Source organism: Kitasatospora atroaurantiaca (genome assembly GCF_007828955.1).
GTDB classification, from domain to species: Bacteria; Actinomycetota; Actinomycetes; order Streptomycetales; family Streptomycetaceae; genus Kitasatospora; species Kitasatospora atroaurantiaca.
In genome coordinates, this window is record NZ_VIVR01000001.1 from 3994073 (window position 1) to 4013428 (window position 19356).

13 protein-coding genes are annotated in these 19356 nt (G+C 72.4%); 8 read left to right on the forward strand and 5 right to left on the reverse strand.

Annotated features, from left to right (window positions below; genetic code table 11):
- Positions 1 to 187 precede the first annotated feature (187 nt).
- A complete protein-coding gene (locus FB465_RS18425; protein WP_145792021.1) occupies positions 188 to 3184 on the forward strand; it encodes a S53 family peptidase in 2997 nt (998 codons plus the stop codon).
- 58 nt (positions 3185 to 3242) lie between these two features.
- On the opposite strand, the gene FB465_RS18430 is transcribed toward FB465_RS18425, so the two are convergent.
- Both FB465_RS18430 and FB465_RS18435 read right to left on the reverse strand, forming a co-directional pair.
- Complete coding sequence (locus FB465_RS18430; RefSeq protein ID WP_246192713.1) at positions 3243 to 4406, reverse strand: sensor histidine kinase; 1164 nt, start codon at positions 4404 to 4406, stop codon at positions 3243 to 3245.
- Positions 4407 to 4456: 50 nt separating this feature from the next.
- On the reverse strand, positions 4457 to 5128 hold the full coding sequence (locus FB465_RS18435; protein ID WP_145792025.1) for a response regulator: 672 nt from the start codon (positions 5126 to 5128) through the stop codon (positions 4457 to 4459).
- Between the two features lie 272 nt (positions 5129 to 5400).
- Between FB465_RS18435 and FB465_RS18440 the strand changes: the two genes are divergently transcribed.
- Together FB465_RS18440 and FB465_RS35885 are read left to right on the forward strand one after the other, a co-directional pair.
- The gene (locus FB465_RS18440) at positions 5401 to 7233 is read left to right on the forward strand and encodes a phosphatidylglycerol lysyltransferase domain-containing protein (protein ID WP_145792027.1); all 1833 of its coding nucleotides are present in this window, start codon (positions 5401 to 5403) and stop codon (positions 7231 to 7233) included.
- 293 nt (positions 7234 to 7526) lie between these two features.
- Positions 7527 to 8294 (forward strand): hypothetical protein, encoded by a 768-nt coding sequence (locus FB465_RS35885; protein WP_211785985.1) that lies wholly within the window; start codon positions 7527 to 7529, stop codon positions 8292 to 8294.
- A gap of 137 nt (positions 8295 to 8431) precedes the next feature.
- On the opposite strand, the gene FB465_RS18450 is transcribed toward FB465_RS35885, so the two are convergent.
- Positions 8432 to 11164: an ATP-binding SpoIIE family protein phosphatase gene (locus FB465_RS18450; RefSeq protein ID WP_145792028.1), complete on the reverse strand. Its 2733-nt coding sequence runs from the start codon at positions 11162 to 11164 to the stop codon at positions 8432 to 8434.
- 314 nt (positions 11165 to 11478) lie between these two features.
- Between FB465_RS18450 and FB465_RS36325 the strand changes: the two genes are divergently transcribed.
- The 5 genes from FB465_RS36325 to FB465_RS18475 all read left to right on the forward strand — a co-directional run bounded on the left by FB465_RS36325 (position 11479) and on the right by FB465_RS18475 (position 17361).
- Entirely contained in the window at positions 11479 to 12621 is a 1143-nt protein-coding gene (locus FB465_RS36325) for a rhodanese-like domain-containing protein (protein WP_211785815.1), read from the forward strand.
- 71 nt (positions 12622 to 12692) lie between these two features.
- A complete protein-coding gene (locus FB465_RS18460; protein ID WP_145792032.1) occupies positions 12693 to 13325 on the forward strand; it encodes a DUF5819 family protein in 633 nt (210 codons plus the stop codon).
- Positions 13322 to 14491 carry an HTTM domain-containing protein gene (locus FB465_RS18465; RefSeq protein WP_145792033.1) on the forward strand — a complete coding sequence of 390 codons (1170 nt, stop codon included), beginning with the start codon at positions 13322 to 13324 and terminating at the stop codon, positions 14489 to 14491. The genes FB465_RS18460 and FB465_RS18465 overlap by 4 nt, the downstream gene beginning before the upstream one ends.
- 90 nt (positions 14492 to 14581) lie before the next feature.
- A complete protein-coding gene (locus FB465_RS18470; protein ID WP_145792035.1) occupies positions 14582 to 16696 on the forward strand; it encodes an FUSC family protein in 2115 nt (704 codons plus the stop codon).
- On the forward strand, positions 16693 to 17361 hold the full coding sequence (locus FB465_RS18475) for a TrmH family RNA methyltransferase (RefSeq protein WP_425461188.1): 669 nt from the start codon (positions 16693 to 16695) through the stop codon (positions 17359 to 17361). Before FB465_RS18470 ends, FB465_RS18475 begins: the two co-directional genes overlap by 4 nt.
- 172 nt (positions 17362 to 17533) lie before the next feature.
- Here the strand turns inward: FB465_RS18475 and FB465_RS18480 are convergent, their stop codons facing one another.
- On the reverse strand, positions 17534 to 18775 hold the full coding sequence (locus tag FB465_RS18480) for a peptidoglycan-binding protein (RefSeq protein ID WP_145792037.1): 1242 nt from the start codon (positions 18773 to 18775) through the stop codon (positions 17534 to 17536).
- Between the two features lie 100 nt (positions 18776 to 18875).
- A complete protein-coding gene (locus tag FB465_RS18485; RefSeq protein WP_145792039.1) occupies positions 18876 to 19340 on the reverse strand; it encodes an SAM-dependent methyltransferase in 465 nt (154 codons plus the stop codon).
- Positions 19341 to 19356: the final 16 nt, after the last annotated feature.

Here is a 19356-nt window from a genome sequence, read left to right on the forward strand (position 1 = left end):
GTTTATCGCCAACTCGCCTACAGGGGTGTCGGGTTACTGGTAGAACTTTTATCGGAAATTCGGATCGACGTGGTGGGCGAGTGTCCGAATCGGGCCGAGATGGGGGGTCAACTCGGGTCCGTCCGCCGGGGGTTGAGTCATCCGGAATTTCTTCCTTGCGCATTCAGTCATCCCGAGGAGGACACGGATGCAGTTACTCGGACGCGCGGCCGCTCTGGTCGCTGTCACCGCCGCCGTGGTCGCGGGCGCAGGCCTGCCGACCGCCGTCACCGCACAGGCCGAGACCCTGGCGCCGCAGCGCATCGGCCCGGCGCCGACCGCACCCGCCGGGGCGGTCAGAACCGCCGCTCCGAGCGGCGACACCAGGCTGGACCTCACCGTCACCCTGCAGCCGCGTGACCCGGGCGAGTTGCAGAGCTTCATCGCCGCAGTCTCGGACCCGGGCTCGCCGCAGTACCGCCACTACCTCGGAACCGGCCAGTTCGGCAGCCGCTTCGGCGCCGACCCGGCCACCGCGGAGAGCGTCCGGAAGGCGCTCAGGGACAAGGGCCTGAGGCCGGGAGAGATCGGGGCCAACGGCCTGACGATCCCGGTCAGCGCCACCGTCGCCGAGGCGGAGAAGGCCTTCGACACCCACCTCGTCGGCTACCGGCTGCCGGACGGCTCGACCGGCTTCAGCAACACCGAGGCGCCCGCCGTACGCGGGGACCTCGCCAAGGCGGTCGCCGCCGTGGTGGGTCTGGACACCACCGTCCGGCTGCAGCCGAGGAGCGTGCGGAAGAAGACCGTCCCGCTGCTCAACTCCATGGCGCGCAACGGCGACCGGCCGCAGAACATCGGCGCGAGCCCGAAGCTCTGCCCGGGCTGGGTCTCCACGATGGTGGATGCGGGCTACACCGACGGCACCGACTACTACAGCTCGGGCGCCCTGGCCACGGCGTACGACCTGAACGGGCTCGCCGACGGCGCGTCCGGCAGTACGGTGGCCATCCTCTCGCTGGAGAACTACGACTCCAGGGCCGTGGCCAACTACCAGTCCTGCAACGGCACCAGGACCTCCGTGGCCAACATCCGGGTCAGCGGTACCGACGGCCCGCCGGACGTGGACAACGGTGAGGGCGGCGAGACCGCACTCGACGTCGAGACGGTCGCCGGTCTCGCTCCGGGCGCCTCGATCCTGGTCTACCAGGGGGAGAACAGCGGCACCGGGGTGCTCGGCACCTACCAGCGGATCGTCGACGACAACCGGGCCCAGGTGCTCTCGGTCAGCTGGGGCCGCTGCGAGGCCGAGCGGACGGACAGCCGCCTGCAGGCGCTCAACCTCACCCTCCAGCAGGCCGCGGCCCAGGGCCAGTCCGTGGTGGTGGCCTCGGGCGACTCCGGTTCCACCGGCTGCTACCCGTCCGACGTGGCAGGGCACGACGCGCTGCTGAGCGTGGACGACCCGGCGTCCCAGCCGTACGCGACGGGGATCGGCGGCACCTCGCACAGCGGCCTCGGGAAGTTCCCCGGCCCGGTCGAGGTCTGGAACGACGGTTACGGCGCGGGTGGCGGTGGCGTCTCCACCGGCTGGAAGCTCAGCGACACGCTCTTCCCGTGGAACGCCACCCACGCCCCCGGCTACAGCAACGCCTGCGGCGCCGCCGCCGGGCAGACCTGCCGTCAGGTACCCGACGTATCCGCGCTGTCCGACCCGTACCACGGGTACCTGGTCTTCACGCACGTCGACGAGGAGAACGTGACGCACGGTGCGGTCATCGGCGGTACCAGCGCCGCGGCCCCGCTCTGGGCGGCGCTGATCGCCGACGCGAACACCTCCCTCGGCTGCGCCGCCAACGGGCCGGTCGGCTACCTCAACCCGGCGCTCCACCGGCTGGCCGGCAACACCTCGGTGTTCACCGACGTGACCGTCGGCGACAACAACCTGACCATCTCGGGCAACACCGGCGGCAAGTACCAGGCCGCCGCGGGCTACGACCTGGCCACCGGGCTCGGCGCCCCCAAGGGCCGCGGCGTCATCGACGCGCTCTGCCAGGGCCTGCCGGAGCAGCCCGCCGGCACCTACAACCCGGTCCAGCCGGACCGCCTCCTGGACACCCGGCCCGGCGGGGTCGGCAGCACCGGTGCCAAGGTCGCGGGCCGTGCCACCAAGTCGCTGCCGGTCGCAGGCCGTGGCGGTGTGCCCGCCTCGGGCGTGACCGCGGTGGTGCTGAACGTCACGGTGACCCGTACCGAGGGGGCCGGCTTCCTGACGGCCTGGCCGTCGGGGAAGGCGCAGCCGACCTCCTCGAACCTCAACTGGGTCGCCGGGAGCGACGTCCCCAACCTGGTCACCGTCCCCGTCGGCGGCGACGGCAAGGTGAACCTCTTCAACGGCAGTGCCGCGCCGACCGACCTGGTGGTGGACGTCTTCGGCTACTACAAGGCCGACACCACGGGCTCGACGCTGACCCCGGCCGGCCCGGCCCGGCTCCTCGACACCCGCGACGGCACCGGGGCGGCCAAGGCCCAGGTGGGCAGCAGGCAGACCCTGGATCTCAGGATCGCCGGCGTGTCCGGCCTGCCCGCCTCCGGCATCACCGCGGTCGTCCTCAACACCACGGTGACCGGTGGCCGCAGCGGCGGCTATCTGACGGCCTGGCCGTCGGACAAGCCGCAGCCGGCTTCGTCGAACCTCAACTGGGTGGCCAACCAGACCGTGCCCAACCTGGTGATCGTGCCGGTGAGCGCCGACGGACGGGTGAGGTTCTTCAACGGCAGCCCGGCGCCGGTCGACATCGTCGCGGACGTCTTCGGGTACTTCACCAAGAGCGCCTCGGGCGGCAGGTTCCACAACGCCGGTCCGAAGCGGCTGATGGACACCCGTAGCGGTCTGGGGGCTCCCGCTCCCGCCGCGCTGGCCAACGGGCAGGTCGTCCACCTGGCGCTGGACCGCGGGGTGCTGGCCGGTGCGACCTCGGTGGTCCTCAACGTCACGGTGACCGGTACGACCGCACCGGGCTACCTGAACGCCTGGCCCGGCTACACCACCCGTCCGGGGTCCTCGAACCTCAACTGGTCGGGCGGCCAGACCATCGCCAACCTGGTGACCGTCCCGGTCAGGAACGGTGCGGTGGACCTCGCAGTCTCGAGCCCGGGCACCGCGCACGTGGTCGTGGACCTCTTCGGCTACTACAGCAGATGAACCGCGACCGGCCGACGGCGTCCTCCCCCGGTGGGGAGGGCGCCGTCCCGCGTTCCGGTCACTCCCCCGCGGCCGGAAGCTCGGCGCGGACCACGAAGCCGCCCTCCGGCGTGGTCGCGGCGGTCAGGGAGCCGCCGAGCAGCTGGGCGCGTTCGCGCAGGCCGACCAGGCCGTGGCCGCCGCCGGGGAGGGTGTCGGCCGGGCCGGGCCGTAGTGGGGGCGGCCCGTTGCGGACCTCGACCAGCAGGCGGGTGCCGCGGGTGCAGAGCCGCACCTCCACGGCGGCGCCGGGGGCGTGCTTGGTGATGTTGGTGAGGGCTTCCTGGACGGTGCGGTACGCGGCCCGCTCGACCGCCTCCGGCCAGGGGCGGTCGCCCGGGTTCAGCGCGGTGGTGACGGTCAGCCCGCTGCCCTCGATCAGCTTGCAGAGGTCCGCAAGGCGGGGCTGCGGGGCGAGCGGCGCGTCCTGCCGCATGCCGGCCGCGCGGAGCACGCCGACCATCTGCCGAAGCTCCTCCAGGGTGCGGACGGAGAGCTCGCGGATGGTCCTCGCGGTCTCCTTGGCGGCCGGCTCGCCCGTGCTGACCTGGAGTGCGCCGGCCTGGATGCTGATCAGGCTGACCTGGTGGGAGACCACGTCGTGCATCTCGCGGGCCAGCCTGGCCCGTTCGGTGGCGAGGACGCGCTCGGCCAGCAGCCGGCTCTCGCGCTGCTGGCCCTTGGTCAGCTCGTCCAACCGGACGGCGAGCTCGTGTCTGGTGCGGGCGAGCAGGCCGAGCGCGGCGGGCCCGGCGGCGAGCATCACGCACTGGATGGCGTAGAGGGCGTTGTCCCGGTCGAAGGCGAGCGGGTGGTCCGAGAGCGGCCAGTGGAAGAACTCGACCAGCGCGAAGGCGGTGGCACAGAGCGCGGTGACGCGCAGTCGGGCGTAGTGCGCGGCCACCGAGTAGACGGCCGTGATCGGCGCGATCCAGATGAAGTTGAAGAAGCTGCCGGGCAGGGTCAGCAGCAGGACCAGGACGGGGTAGCGCTTGCGCAGCAGCAGCACCACGGTGGCCAGGCCGGAGAGGGCCAGCTCCCACCAGGCGGCGTCCCTGGCGACCAGTGCGGCATCGAGGGCGGCCAGCAGGACGGGCAGCAGCAGCATCAGCCAGGGCGCGGTGAGCCAGGACGGCAGTCTTCTGGACGGGCGGACCTCGGTCGTGCCCGGGGTCTCGGTCACGCCTCGGGTCTCGCTCGTGCCTCGGGTCTCGGGCGTGCTTCGGGCCTCGGTCATGCGTCGGGCTGCTCGGTGCTGCGGACCAGACCGGCGCGGTTGGCGACCACGGCGGCCTGGACGCGGTTGGCGGCGCCGAGCTTGCCGAGGATCGCGCTGATGTGGTCCTTCACGGTGCCGGTGCCGAGGAAGAGCCGGTCGGCGATCTCGGCGTTCGACAGGCCCTCGCCGAGCAGGGCGAGGACGTCCAGTTCCCGGCCGGTCAGGCCGCGGGTGAGCGAGGCGGCCTCCGCGTCGGGGCCGCCGCCCTCGACGTAGCCGCTGATCACGGTGCGGGTGACGGTGGGGGAGAGCATGCTGCCGCCGGCCGCGAGCACCCGGACGGCGTGCACCAGCTGGTCGGGTGCGGTGTCCTTGAGCAGGAAGCCGGCCGCCCCGATCCGCAGCGCGGTGCCGATGTACTCGTCGGTGTCGAAGGTGGTGAGCATGGCCACGGCCGGCGGGTGCGGCAGGGCGCGAAGCCGGCGCAGCACGGAGATGCCGTCCAGGTCGGGCATCCGGATGTCCAGCAGCACCACGTGGGGACGCAGCTCGGCCACCTTCTCCTCGGCCTGGCCGCCGGAGCAGTCGCCGACGACCTCCAGATCGGGCGACGAGCCGACGATGAGTCCGAGGCCGGAGCGGACCAGGATCTCGTCGTCCACGATCAGTACGCGGATCGGCGTCATGGTCTCTCCTCGTGGATGCGGGGTGGGCTGGGGTCGAGCCTAGGCCCAGGTGGGAAGCCGGGCGGCAGCGGCCCGAGGGAGGCCACCCCCGCCGATCGGCGGGGGTCGGAATCGGCTACCTGGTTCACGTAATTCTCATCTTCGGTGAGCAACCATGGAAAGCGGCGCCCCCTACGGCACGGGCAGATCGGATTCCCGGCTGCTGCGGCCCGGCCAGGCGCCCCGGGCGCCGTGCGGATGCGCCCCCACATCTGATCGTTTGGAATTGAGCTGTGTCCTCCACTGAGAAGCCGGAGCCCTCTGCCGTTCCCGCCGAGCGCCCCGGTGCCGCTGCGAGTGCGCTCGCGCGCTGGCGGCCGCGGGCCGCTTCGGCGACCGTCTGGTACCTCCGGCTGCTCGCGCTGCTCAACCTGGTGGCGGTACTGGCGGTGCCGTTCCGCGACCAGGTGCAGACCCACAACGAGGGCGAGTACTTCACCCCCTATCTGCTGACCGCCGGTCTGACCTCGGCGTTGCTCTCGCTGGTCCTGGCGGTGGCGATGCGGCGGCGCAAGCGGGCAGCGTGGATCTTCAACCTGGGGCTGAGCGGGCTGACGTTCGTGGGCTACGTGGTCCTGAAGGGCGACAACTTCGTCCGGCACGGCTTCAACTTGTTCTCGGTCATCCTGACCGGTCTGTTCCTGCTGGCACTGCTGGTCGGCCGCCGGGAGTTCACCTCCAAGGGCGACCCCTCCAACCCGAAGACGGCGGTGGCCGCCGGTCTCATCGGCCTGGCCGTCGGCGGCGGGATCGGCGCGACGCTGGTCGGCGCGACCAACACCATCGGGGGCGCGAACTTCGGCGACCGCTTCCTCTACGCCATCGCCCGTATGGTCACCGTCCAGCCGAGCGAGCACGTCATCGACGTGATCGCCGTCCCGACCTGGGTCAACGCGGTCATCAACGCCATGGGTGCGGTGCTCTTCCTGCTGGTGCTGTACGTGGCCTTCCGCAGTCCGCGCGGGCAGGAGCTGCTGACGCCGGCGGACGAGACCAGGCTCCGGGAGCTGCTGGACCGCCAGGGCCGGCGGGATTCACTCGGGTACTTCGCGCTGCGCCGGGACAAGGCCGTCATCTTCTCGCCGAGCGGCAAGGCGGCGGTGGCGTACCGGGTGCTCGGCGGGGTGTCGCTGGCCTCGGGAGACCCGATCGGGGACCCGGAGGCCTGGCCGGGTGCGATCGACTGCTGGCTGGCGGAGGCCAGGGAGCACGCCTGGGTGCCGGCCGTGATGGGCGCCTCGGAGGAGGCAGGGGTGATCTACGCCCGGCACGGCCTGGACGCCCTGGAGCTGGGTGACGAGGCGATCGTCGAGCTGGACGAGTTCTCGCTGGAGGGCCGGGCCATGCGGGTGGTCCGCCAGGCGTACAACCGGGTGAAGCGGGCCGGGTACACGGTGCGGATCCGCCGGCACGAGGACATCCCCGAGTGCGAGATGGGCGAGCTGGTCACCAAGGCGGACCACTGGCGGGACGGCGCGACGGAACGCGGCTTCTCGATGGCGCTGGGCCGGCTGGGCGATCCGGACGACGGCCGCTGCGTGATGCTCGAGTGCCACGACGGGGACGGTGAGCTCAAGGCGCTGCTGAGTTTCGTGCCGTGGGGTGCCACCGGCCTTTCGCTCGACCTGATGCGCCGGGCCCGGGACACCGAGAACGGCCTGATGGAATTCATGGTGATCGAGCTGCTGCAGCGCGCGAAGGAGGTCGAGCTGGAACGGGTCTCGCTGAACTTCGCGATGTTCCGCTCGGTTTTCGAGCGCGGTTCGAAGCTCGGGGCGGGCCCCGTCCTTCGCCTGTGGCGTTCCGTGCTCGGTTTCTTCTCCCGCTGGTGGCAGATCGAATCCCTCTATCGGGCCAATGCGAAGTATCGCCCGATCTGGGAGCCGCGTTATCTGCTGTTCGAGAAGAGCAGTGAGATTCCCCGGATCGGCATCGCGAGCGCGCGTGCCGAGGGATTCATCACCGCGCCGAGTCTCCCCGCTCTGTTCCGTCGCCGACACGTTCGGGCCACCGCTTCGGCGGACGCGTCCAGGCTGCCGGTGGCGGAACGCAGTGGGAAGGGGTAGTCCCTCCGCCGGGGGGCGGAGGGCAGCCGACCGGGTTTCGGAATAACCCGGTTGACCTGCCCGAATACCCATTTGGGTGACAAATCGCCCGACTCGTACGGAGGAGTGTCTTCGGACGAGCGGGGGGTATCCGGGGTTCTCTCTCCCCCTTCAGGATGATCCGCGATTCGGCATTGAAGCTGAGGCATTGTGTTTAGCCGATGCCTACTGTGGATGTAGTGCCTCGCGGAATCATGAGCGCACGGGCGTAGTTTCCAAGAGGGAGCGAACGGGGAGCGTCAGTCGTGAAGCAGATGACCCACGCGGGGGGCGCGCGAGAGGGGACGCTGGCCTACGCCAGGAGGGCCGCTGTCGCCGAGTGGGGGGCATTGTTCGCAACCGTCCGGGAGCACGTCGCGCGCAAGCGCTTCGCGGCCGTTCCACTGGCGACGACGGCGACGCTCCTGATCCTGCTGTTCAGCATCGTCCAGCACCTCCCCGGCGGAGAGCGCTTCGTCACCCACATCGGGGTGGTCAGGGCCTCGCTCCCGCTCGACGTCTCGCTGCTGCGGACGCCGCTCTCGCTCTACGTGCCGGCTCTCGACCTGCCGGTCTGGGGCGCGCTGGCCCAGGTCTTCGTGGTTTTCGGGGTCGCCGAGATCGTGCTCGGCAAGCGGCTGACGCTGGTGGTCGCGTACGTCTGCACCCTGGCCGGGACGCTGTTCGCCCGGATCGGTGTCGCGATCGGTCCCGACCACCTCTTCGGCTTCCCGAGCTGGGTCGGGTACGTCCGGGACACCGGGCCGTCGGCCGCCGTGGTGGCGCTGGCGGTCTGCATCGCCTTCCGCTGCCGGGCGTGGTGGACGGGGGGAACGGTGGCGGTGGTGATGGTCGTCGAGGCGGTCGTGCTGCCGAACCTGGCGGGCCTGGAGCATGTGGTCGCGCTGCTGTTCGCGGTGCTGATCGCCGTCTCGGTGGAGGTCTTCGGCGACCTCTGGCCACGGGTGCTGGCCGGGGTCGGCGCAGCGACCTCGGTCGCGACCGAGGCCCGCCGCCGGACGGCCGGCGCGGTCACGCCGTAGCGCCGGTAGCTTTCGCAACCGAGCAACCACAACAGGGGCGCGAGGAGCTGCGCGAAGCCGGAGGCAGCAGGCCGTCACCTTCCGATCTCGCGCAGTTCCCCGCGCCCCTGACAGTGCAACTGGCTCAGGTCCCGAAGTCAGCTCCGGGGCAGGCCCATCTCGAACCAGACCACCTTGCCGACGGCCTTGCGGGCGGTGCCCCAGCGCTCGGCGAGCTTGCTCACGAGATTGAGACCGCGCCCGTCCTCGTCCAGCTCCTCGGAGGGCTCCAGCGAGGGCAGGTTGTGGTTGTCGTCGCTGACCTCGACCAGCAGCTTGTCCACCCGGATCAGCTGTAGCTGGACGTGGTCCCTGGCGACCCGGACGGCGTTCGTCACCAGCTCGCTGACCAGCAGCTCGACGGTGTCCGTGAGCGCCGTCAGCTGCCAGGCCGCGAGCTGCTCGCGCACCAGCGCGCGGGCCCGCCGGACCTCGGCGGTGGCGACCGCCAGCTCCCAGGTGGCCACCTCGGTCGGCGCGACGCCGTCGAAGCGGGCCACCAGCAGGGCGATGTCGTCCTGCCGGTCGTCCGAGTGGAGCCGGTCGAGCACGACGTCGCAGGCCTCCTCCGGGGTCTGCTTGGGGTCGATCAGGTTGCCGCACAGCGCGGCCAGGCCTGCTCCTATGTCCCCGCCCCGGACCTCGACCAGACCGTCGGTGCAGAGCACCAGCATGGAGCCGTCGGAGACGTCGATCTTCTTGGCGACGAACGGGACGCCGCCGACCCCGATCGGCGCGCCGGCCGGGATCTCCAGCAGTTCGCCCGTGCCGTCCGGATGCACCAGCACCGGCGGCACATGGCCGGCGCTGGCCAGCTCGCAGGTGCGGTTGATCGGGTCGTAGACCGCGTAGAGGCAGGTCGCCAGGTGGTCGTCGCCGAGCTTGTGGGCCAGGTTGTCCAGGTGGCGCAGCAGCTGGCCAGGGGGCAGGTCCAGGGCGGCGAGGGTCTGCATCGCGGTACGGAAGCGGCCCATCGCGGCGGCCGAGTGCAGGCCGTGGCCCATCACGTCGCCGACCACCAGGGCGACCCGGCTGCCGGGGAGCTGGATGGCGTCGAACCAGTCGCCGCCGACCTCGGCGCGGCGGTCGCCCGGCATGTACCGGTGGGCGATCTGCACGCCGGGGATCTTCGGCGGGCGGGTCGGGATCATGGAGCGCTGCAGGGTCGTGGCGACCTTGGACTCGGCCCGGTGCAGCCTGGCGTTGTCCAGCGACAGCGCCGCGCGGGCGGCCAGCTCGCGCAGGGTGGCGGCGTCGCTCTTGTCGAAGGGTGCCCGGTCGGGAAGCCGCAGCAGCTTGAGGATGCCGAGGACGGTGCCCCGGGCCGACAGCGGCAGCACCAGCATCGAGCGGCCGACCACCACCGGGACGAGGTTCGGGCCGCCCAGTGAGGCCGCGTAGTCCACCGCGACGTCCGGGCTGATCACGGGCACGAGCACCGGCTGGTTCTCCTGCAGCGCCAGCCCGGGCGGGGTGGAGCGGGGCATCGCCAGCAGCGATCCCTCCTCCAGGACGTGGTCCCAGCTGCCCGAGGAGGCGTTGAACGAACGGGCCACCCGGCGGAGCATGGTCGCGTCGTGCGGGCGGCCCACCGGCAGCTCGGAGTCGGAGATCAGCCCGTCCAGCAGGTCCACGCAGGCGAAGTCGGCGACCCGGGGGACGAGCACCTGGCACAGCTCGCGCGCGGTGGTGTCCAGGTCGAGGGTGGTGCCGACGCTGCTGCCGACGTCGCTCAGCAGGGCCAGCTGCTCGCCGGCCTGACTGCTGGTCAGCACCTCGACGGCGGGGGAGGGCGAGGCGGGCTGGGCGGGGACCTCGGCGGCGCGGACGGGGACGTGACCGTTGGCAGCGGACTCGATGGTGGGGCCTCCCGGGGTCGGGCGGGTGCTTCCGGTCGGAGTTGCGGGCGGGTTGCCGCCCCGGGAGGAGGCGGCCTCGCGCGGGCCCGGGACGGCGCCGGGTGCCTTCGGGCCGTCCACGCCGTCGGCGGCGGGCAGGACCTGGAGCCCGATCGCGCTCGGCCCGGACCCCGGCCGGCTCGCCTCGGGCGGCCGCCGGACGGCTCTGGGCTGCACCGCCCGCTGCTGCGCGGTCGGGTAGCGGCGGCCGAGACCGGCCGCGATCCGGGCCACCCCGGACCCTGTCTGCTCGTACGGCAGCACCGGCAGCCTGGTGGCTGCGTCCACCCACAGTGCGGGCAGCCCCGCCTCGGCGAGCTGCCCGAGCAGGCGCTGCTGGCGCTCGTCCGAGCCTTTGGGCAGCAGCGGGGCGAGGGCGGCGGCCCCGGCCGGGCCGGCCGGGGTGAAGGCGGCGGCCACCCGGTGGAAGCCGCCCTGCGAGGCGGGCGCCGCCGCGTACGGGAGCAGCCGCTCGCCCAGCGCGATCCGGGGGCCCGCGGAGCGCAGCGGCCGGGCGTCGGCGGCCAGCACGAGCAGGCTGCGCCCGACGGGCTCGGTGAGCGGGTAGGCCCACCACAGCATGTCGCGCAGCCGGTCCTCGCGGTCGGTGACGGCCATCGAGCCGGCCCACGGGGTCCGGTCGAGCTGGGTGAGGTCGTCCAGGGTGTCGAGGGCGTCGCAGCGGCGGCCGCCGCCGGCCGGGCGTGGGCCGGCCGTCTCCGGGCGCGGTTCGATGGCGGGGAGAAGCCCGGAGGCCGTACGGCCGCAGGCCACCTCGGCGCGGTGGCCGAAGAGCTCCTCGGCCGCCCGGTTCCACTGGGCGATCCGGCCGTCCGGGTCGATCAGGACGGCGGCGAGGCGCAACAGGGCGACCACTCCTGAGGGGTGGTCGTCCGGCGAGTTGTTCGCTGTGGAGTTGGGCTGGTCCACCATGGATTCGGTCTGCTCCCGCCTGGCCGCCGTGGCTCCCTTGTGTCCGGCCGCTCCTGGGTGTCCTATCTGTCCGTCGCCCCGCACCTGTGCGGTACTCAGGCATGTGTGCGGTGCGGTCTGCTGTGCGTCTTCCAGCGAAGCACGGTGAGGGCCGGGACTGATAGCGAATCGATGAGATTCGTAAGTATCAGTTGCGTGTCACTCTGCGTGCGCTCGACGGTACCCCTGGTTCATCCGTTCGGACGAGCAGTTTCACCCCTCGGCACCCGGGTAGGGTGGCAGGCCGTACAGCCGTACCGGATGAAGGCGAGCAGGTGAGCGCAGAGAGCCCCACCCCGTGGACCGACCCCGAGCGGCTGTGGCTGGAGGAGCAGGTGGCCGCGGCCGAGCTCGCCTGGCTGACGCTGGAGGTCGATGTCGAGACCCTGCGGGTCGAGATCGACAACTTCGCGCTGATCCACCACCAGCTGCTCGGCCCGCTCTACGCCCGGCTGGACGAGCTGGACGCCCTCGTCGCGGAGGCCCTCGCGGCCCGCACCGGGCACCCGGAGGACATCCGCACCGCCGCCGAGGCGCGCCGCCGGGTGGACGACATGCCCGACCTGGACGCGCTCTTCGACAGCATGCCGTCGGAGTCCTCGGAGCCCGAGCCCCCGCGCCGGGTCCGCCCCGGCAAGGAGGCACAGCGGATCTACCGCGACCTGGCCCGCCGCGCGCACCCCGACCTGAGCACCGACCCGGCCGAGCAGCAGCGCCGCTCGGTGTTCATCGCCCGGGTCAACGAGGCGTACGCGCACGGCGACACCAAGAGCCTGGAGGAGCTGGCCGAGGAGTGGTCCACCGCGCCCGAGGCCGCCCCCGCGCCGGACGCCCCGGACCGGCACGCCTGGCTGCGCCAGCGCCTGGAGTGGCTGACCGGCAAGATCGGGCAGCTGGCCACCGAACAGGTCCGGCTGGAGAACACCGCGATGGGTGAGCTCCTGCGGCTCGCCCCGCAGGAGCCGGACCGGCTGCTGGAGGAGCTGGCCGAGCAGCTGCTCGGCAAGGCCGCCGAGCGGCAGCGCGAGCTGGAACGGCTGCTGACCGACGACAATGGTGGGGACCGCCCCGAATCCCAGGAGACCCAGACGATGTTCGCCCAGCTGCCCACCACCGACGCCGCCTCGATCCCGGCCGACGCCCCGCTGCTCGACGTCCGCGAGCAGGACGAGTGGGACGCCGGGCACGTGGACGGCGCGCTGCACATCCCGATCGGCGAGGTGATCGCCCGGATGGGTGAGCTCCCGGACGAGAAGCTGTACGTGCTCTGCCGGGTCGGCGGCCGCTCGGCGCAGGTCGTCCAGTACCTGGTGGCGCAGGGCCGCGAGGCGGTCAACGTGGACGGCGGCATGTTCGCCTGGGAGGCGGCCGGCCGGCCGATGGTGAGCAGCGACGGCCGGGACGCCTTCGTTCTCTGATTCCCCCTCGCGGGTGTGCCCGGTACGGCAGGATGACCGGGCACACCGCCACGCCGAGGGAGGAGACCGCCGTGCGTACCTGGTCCACTCCCGCGCTGACCGTGCTCGGCTCGGCCGGGGCGCTGCTGCTGGGCGGCACCGGGCTCTTCCTGGCGGCGCTCTTCCTGCACGTCGCGCCGTCCAACGCGGTCTCCCAGCGGTACCGGTCGGAAGTCGACCAGGTGGTCTACCCGGAGTTCGAGCAGAACTGGAAGCTGTTCGCGCCCAACCCGCTGCAGCAGAACATCACCGTGGACGCCCGGGTGCAGACCATCTCCCCCGACGGCCAGGTGCACACCCGTGACTGGCTCGGGCTGACCGCGCAGGACATCGCCGCGATCCGGGGGAACCCGGCACCCAGCCACGTGGACCAGAACCTGCTGCGCCGCGCCTGGGACTTCTACGACTCCACGCACTCCGCCCAGGACGGCACCGTCACGTCCGGCATGCGCGGCAAGCTCGCCGAGGAGTACCTCAAGCGGGTCGCGCTGCAGCGCTTCGGGCGGACGGCCGACGGCGAGCGGATCCTGCAGATCCAGCTCCGGGCGGGGACGGCCGAGGTCGCTCCGCCGCGCTGGAGCCAGGAGCAGGTCTCGACCGAGGTGCAGTACCGGGAGCTGCCCTGGTGGCCGGTGGACGACTCGGACCACGAGGGGCTCGGGTGAGCACGCCTCAGGAGACCGGTCGCCGGCTGCTCCCGGCCATCCCTCGCCAGCCGGCGGGCCCCGCACCCGAGCAGGCCGAGTGGACGCCGAACCGTCTCCAGCGGGCCTTCGACGCCTTCACCGGACGGGCCTTCGGCCCCTACCAGGCAGCGGTGGTGCGGATCGGCTTCGGCCTGGCCTGGGCCGCCTTCCTGCTGCGCGAGTGGCCCAACCGGCGGGTGCTCTACGGCGACCGCTCGCCGTGGTCCGACCAGCTGGCGGCCCGGCTGCTCGCGGAGAACCACGCCTTCACGGTGCTCTCCTGGCACCACGGGCGGCTCTGGTTCGAGCTGGTGTACCACCTGGCCATCGTGTCGGCGGTGCTGCTGATGCTCGGCTGGCGGACCAGGGCCAGCGGTGCGCTCTTCATGGTCACGGTGCTGTCGCTGCAGAACCGCAACGTCTTCGTCGGCGACGGCGGCGACAATGTCGTCCACCTGATGGCGATCTACCTCGTCCTCACCCGCTGCGCCCGGGTCTGGTCGCTGGACGCCCGCCGCGGCCGGGAGGGGACCGTCTGGCTTTGGGTCCTGCTCGGGGTCGCCCTGGCGGCCGGCCCGCCCGGCCTGCTCTGGCTGGTCTGGCTGACCGCCGCGGCCTGGTACGCCGTCAACCGGTGGCGCCCGGACGGTGAGCTGCGGGCCGTGCTGGACGCGCTGGCGAACATGCTGCACAACTGCGCGATGCTGGTGATCGCCGCCCAGGTGGTGCTGATCTACTCCACGGCCGGCTGGTACAAGGTGCAGGGCTCGCGCTGGCAGGACGGCACGGCGCTGCACTACCCGCTGCACCTGGACTACTTCACGCCCTGGCCCTGGCTCTCCGGGCTGATCGGCTCCAGCTTGCTGCTGGTCTTCCTGCTCTCGTACGGCACGGTGATACTGCAGGTCGCGTTCCCCTTCACCCTGGTCAACCGCCGGCTGAAGAACGTGCTGCTGGCGCTGCTGGTGGCCGAGCACCTGAGCATCGCCGTCCTGCTCGGGCTGCCGTTCTTCTCGCTCGCGATGATCGCGGCGGACGCGGTGTTCCTGCCGACGGGCGCGCTGCTGTGGCTGGGACGCAGGGTCAGTGATCTCGTGGGGCGGCGGGCCGACGACAGGGGCGCGGGGAACTGCGCGAAGCGGTAGGGCACAGGTCGTTGCCTTCCGATCTCGCGCAGGTCCGCACGCCCCTGTGGCCGGCCCTCATCGGCCGCCAGGCGCCCTAGACTGCGACGTATGTCCTGGTCTGCGGCTCTGCGCGACACCGCACGGACCGGACTGACCCTCGACCGGACCCTCAGCAGCCCGAAGCGGGCCCTGCGCGGCGCGGTCGCCGCGGCGCTGGTGGTCTTCCCCACGCTCGCGCTCGCCGGACCCTCGCTCGCCACCTCGGCCGCGATGGGCGCCTTCATCGCCGGCACCGCCACCTTCCAGCGCAGCTTCCGCCCCCGCGTCTCACTGGCCCTCGCGGCCGGGATCGGACTGGGCGTCAGCACCTTCCTCGGCTACCTGGCCGTCGGGGTGCCGGGGGCCTTCCCCGTCCTGCTCGCCGTCTGGGCCTTCGGCGCCGGGATGCTCTGGTCGATCGGGCCGACCGGCGGGGTGGTGGCGGCCACCACGGTCGCGGTGATGCTGGTCGTCGTCCAACTGCCGGTCAGCGTGCCGACCGCGCTCGGCCACGGTCTGATCTGCGCGCTCGGCGGCGCCGTCCAGGCCCTGGTCGTCACCCTCTGGCCGATCGAGAGCTGGCGGGCGCAGCGCGACGCACTCGCCGACACCTATGCCGAACTCGCCCACTACGCCCGCCGGCTGCGCCAGGATCCGACCGCGCACGTCGACCCGGCGCCGTTCATCGTCGCCCGGCACGCGGCCGCCCTGACGCCCTGGCAGGCCAGGCGCCGCCCGCCCGAGCTGCGCGGCCTGCGCGGCATCGCCGAGCGGATCCGCCCGACCCTGGCCGCCCTCGCCGATCCCAAGGTCGGCGCCGCCGCCGAGGGCCCCGAACGCGACCGGGCCCGGGAGATTCTCGGCGCCGCCGCCGAGGCGATGGACGCCGTGGCCCGTGCCGTCCGGACCGGCGATCCGCTCAGGGCGCCGAGGTCCACCCCGGCCCTCACGCTGGTGCCGAGGGAGGACGGCCCGGCGCTCACCGGCGCGGCCCGACGCTCGGCCCGGCGGCTCACCACCCTGCTCCGCCGGGCCACCGACACCCTCGAGAAGAGCGACCAGGACACCGTCAGCAGTCCGGTCGTCGGCCAGGGCCTGGCCCGGCCCCCGCTGTTCCGCGTGGTCCCGGTCGCCTGGCAGGCAGTCCGGCAACAGCTCCAGCCCCACTCGGCGGTCTTCCAGCACGCCGTACGGCTGTCCGGCGTCGTCACCGTCTCCTATCTCGTCGCCCGGCTGGCCGGGCTGCACCACGGCTACTGGGCACCGCTGACCGCCGCGATGGTGATGCGGCCGGACTTCGCCCAGACCTACAGCCGCGGTGTCGCCCGCCTCGCCGGGACGGTGGTCGGCGTCGCGGTCAGCACCGCCGTGGTCCAGCTGTTCGACCCCGGCCAGTGGCTCTCCGCCGCCCTGGCCGTGGTCTTCATCGGCGGCGCCTACCTGACGCTGCGCACCGGGTACGCGGTGATGACGGCCTGCGTCTCCTCGTACGTGGTCTTCCTGCTCGGCCTGCAGTCGGGCGATCCGGTGCAGACCGCCGTGGAGCGCGTCGGGCTGACCCTGCTGGGCGGGACCGTCGCGCTGCTCGCGTATGCGCTCTTCCCCACCTGGCAGACCGCCCGGCTGGCCGAGCGGCTCGCCGAGTGGCTGGCCGCCGCCGGGCGTTACGCGGCCGCCGTGCTGACGGTCTTCGGGGACCCTTCCGGGCAGGGGGCCCGCGAGGTCCGCACCGCGCTGCTCGACTCCCGGGAGGCCCGCTCCGAGCTGCTGCAGGCGATGGAGCGGGCCGACCAGGAGCCCGTCCGGCACTCGGCGCAGCTGCCCGAGCTGTCCCGCAAACACATCGACCGGGCCCGTGCCGCGATCGGCCTGCTCGGACGCAGCGCCGTCCTGATGGAGGCTCATCTGCCGGCCGAGGACTCCCCTCCGGTGCCGGGCGCGGTGGAGTTCGCCGAGGAGCTGCGGTACGCCACCGCCATCGCCGCGGCGGCCCTGCTGATCGGGCAGCCGGTGGACTTCTCCGGGCTGCGGGAGGCGCACCAGCGCTGGGAGGTCCGGCTCGCCGGGCTGCCGCGGGACGACCGCGTCGAGGTGGCCCGGGCCGGTGCCCGGCTGCTGATGGCGGCGATCGGCGACCTCGAGAAGGCGGTCCGCCCGCGCCGCCCCGTACCCTCGGGAGCGTGAGCAGCAGCGGACGTGACATCGGTCGGGCCCATGAGGGCGAGCAGTACGACGACGCCTTCGTGCCGGACGACCGGGAGGTCGGCGTCGGCCCGCACCCCGAGCCCTGGCCGGCCGGGCCTCAGTACGACCCCGAGCTGCTCGCGCAGGGCGACCGCCGCAACGTCACCGACCGGTACCGCTACTGGACCCGCGAGGCGATCGTCGCCGACCTGGACACCCGGCGGCACGGCTTCCACGTCGCGGTGGAGAACTGGCAGCACGACTTCAACATCGGCTCCGTGGTGCGCACCGCCAACGCCTTCCTGGCCGGGGAGGTGCACATCGTCGGCCGCCGCCGCTGGAACCGGCGCGGCGCGATGGTCACCGACCGGTACCAGCACGTGCGGCACCACGAGAGCGTGGCCACCCTGGCCGCGTTCGCGGCCGAGCGCGGCCTGCCGATCATCGGGATAGACAACCTGCCGGGCGCGGTCCCGATCGAGACCTTCGAGCTGCCCGAGCGGTGCGTCCTGCTCTTCGGGCAGGAGGGTCCCGGGCTCACGGAGGAGGCCTGGGGGCACTCCACCGCCGTCTGCTCGATCGCCCAGTTCGGCTCCACCCGCTCGATCAACGCGGGGGCGGCGGCCGCCATCGCCATGCACGCGTGGATCCGCGCGCACGGCTGATCAGATGGTGCACCGATAGGAATTGGGCATCCCAGGGGCGCGTGGGGGCACCTCCCGGCCGAAGGCTGGGGGAGAACTGCGCGACCAGCCCTCTACGGAGGTGCAGGGTTTCTCGCGCAGTTCCCCGCGCCCCTGAGGCACTGCATGGTTGCGCTTCGGGGAAAGCTCGGCCTCAGCCGAAGAGGAGCCTCCAGGTGTGGGGGCCCGGGTAGCCGTCGGCCTCGCTGCCGCGCCAGCCCTGGGCGAGCTGGAAGTCCTCGACGTTGCGGCGGTCGCTCTCGCTCCAGGTCGGGTTGGGGCCCTCGGAGTAGTGGCGGCCGTAGCCCTTCCTGACCAGCTGTTCGCCGAGCTGCCTGATGGCGTCGTTGGACCGCCCGGAGCCGAAGCTGTCGGCGCCGGGGAACGCCGGTGGGCCGGCCGGCGGCGCGGGCTTGGCGGTGGGCGCCGGGATGTCCTTGCCCTTGCCGTTGACCAGGAAGTCCCAGGTGTCCTTCCCCGGGAGGCCGTCGGCTTCGCTGCCGCGCCAGCCCTGTGCGAGCTGGAACGCCTCCGTCGCCCGTCGGTCCGCGTCGCCCCAACTCGGGTCTGGCCCTTCGGAGTAGAACCGGCCGCCGCCACGCCGGACCAGCAGCTCGCCGAGCTGCCTGACGAACTCGTTGCGCGCCCCCGGCCCGAACTTGTCGGCACCGGGGAAGAACGCGTCGGCGCTCGACAGCCCCCGGTAGCGGTACGCCACGTACGAGTCCGAGTGGTTCCAGTACGCGTACGGGGTGATCCGCTTCATGGTGGCGGGCCTGGTCTGCTCGAACGCGACATAGCGGGTCTGCGAGGAGTCCGTCCAGCCGCCGAAGAGCACGGCGTGGGAGCCGCCCTCCGGGTTGTCCGGGTTGTTGAAGACCAGGATGTCGCCGGGCTCGAGCTCGCTTCGGACTATTCGGTCGGCGAAGGCGGGCAGGGTCCAGGTGGTCTGGCTGCTGCCCAGCCCCCAGGCCATCGAGACGAAGCCCGAGCAGTCCTGGCGGTAGCCGTCCGACCAGTGGCTGCTCATGCTGTACGGCACGTGCTGGTCCACCCAGCTCTGGGCGCGGGCCATGATCTCGGCGCGGGTGGTGGCGGCGGCCGAGCGCTGGACCGGGGCGGCCGAGCCGTCTCCGTACAGGCTGCTGACCTCCCCCTGTGGGGTGTCGCTCGCGGCGTTGGTGCCCCCGGGCTTCGGTGTCGGGGCGGCGGTCGCGCCCGCCGCCCCGCCGAGCACCGTGCCGACGGCCGCGACCAGGACGGCGGCGCGCCGGGCGCCCCGTGCCGCCGGGTGGCCGCCGTCCTCCTGCCGCGCCGCGTGCAGCCGGGCTCTGCGGCGGGCCGTGCAACCGCCGCAGATGCAGTCGTCGTCCGGCTCTATCTCGGTGAACTCCATCAGCACGGTCCATCCCTGCCTCTCCTCGGGTCCTTCAGCAGAGGGGATCTGTTCCACCGTGGCCTGGCGAAATATCAGAAAGTTCGTAACAAAATATGACTTAGTAGTAGCGCTGCATCAGATCGGTGGCCCAGCCCGGCTGTCGGACCTCTCCGCGCGGACCGAACTCCACCAGGTAGGGCTTGATGTCGAGCACCGGAGTGCCGTCGATCGCGTCCAGCCCGAGCACGTGGACGTCCAGTCCGTCGGTCTTCACCAGACGGCAGCGGGATACTCCGATCCGGTTGGGCCGGTTCTTTCCGCGCTGGGCGAAGATGCCGGTCAGCGGCAGCTGCTCGTTGTTGCGCGGGTGCCGGTTGCCGGTCTCGATCTTCTCCACGGCGACCCGGTGGAAGTGGAAGACCACCTCCAGGTGGGAGTAGCCCTCCAGTCCGGAGATCGCGTCCGTGGTGAACTGCGACTCGTCCAGCCGGATGACGGCGGCGACCTCACCCCACTCGTCGTCCTCGGGCTCGGTCCGTCCCCCGACGACCTGCCCGACCGGCTGCAGGATGACCTGGTCCATGTGCTTACCCCCTGGT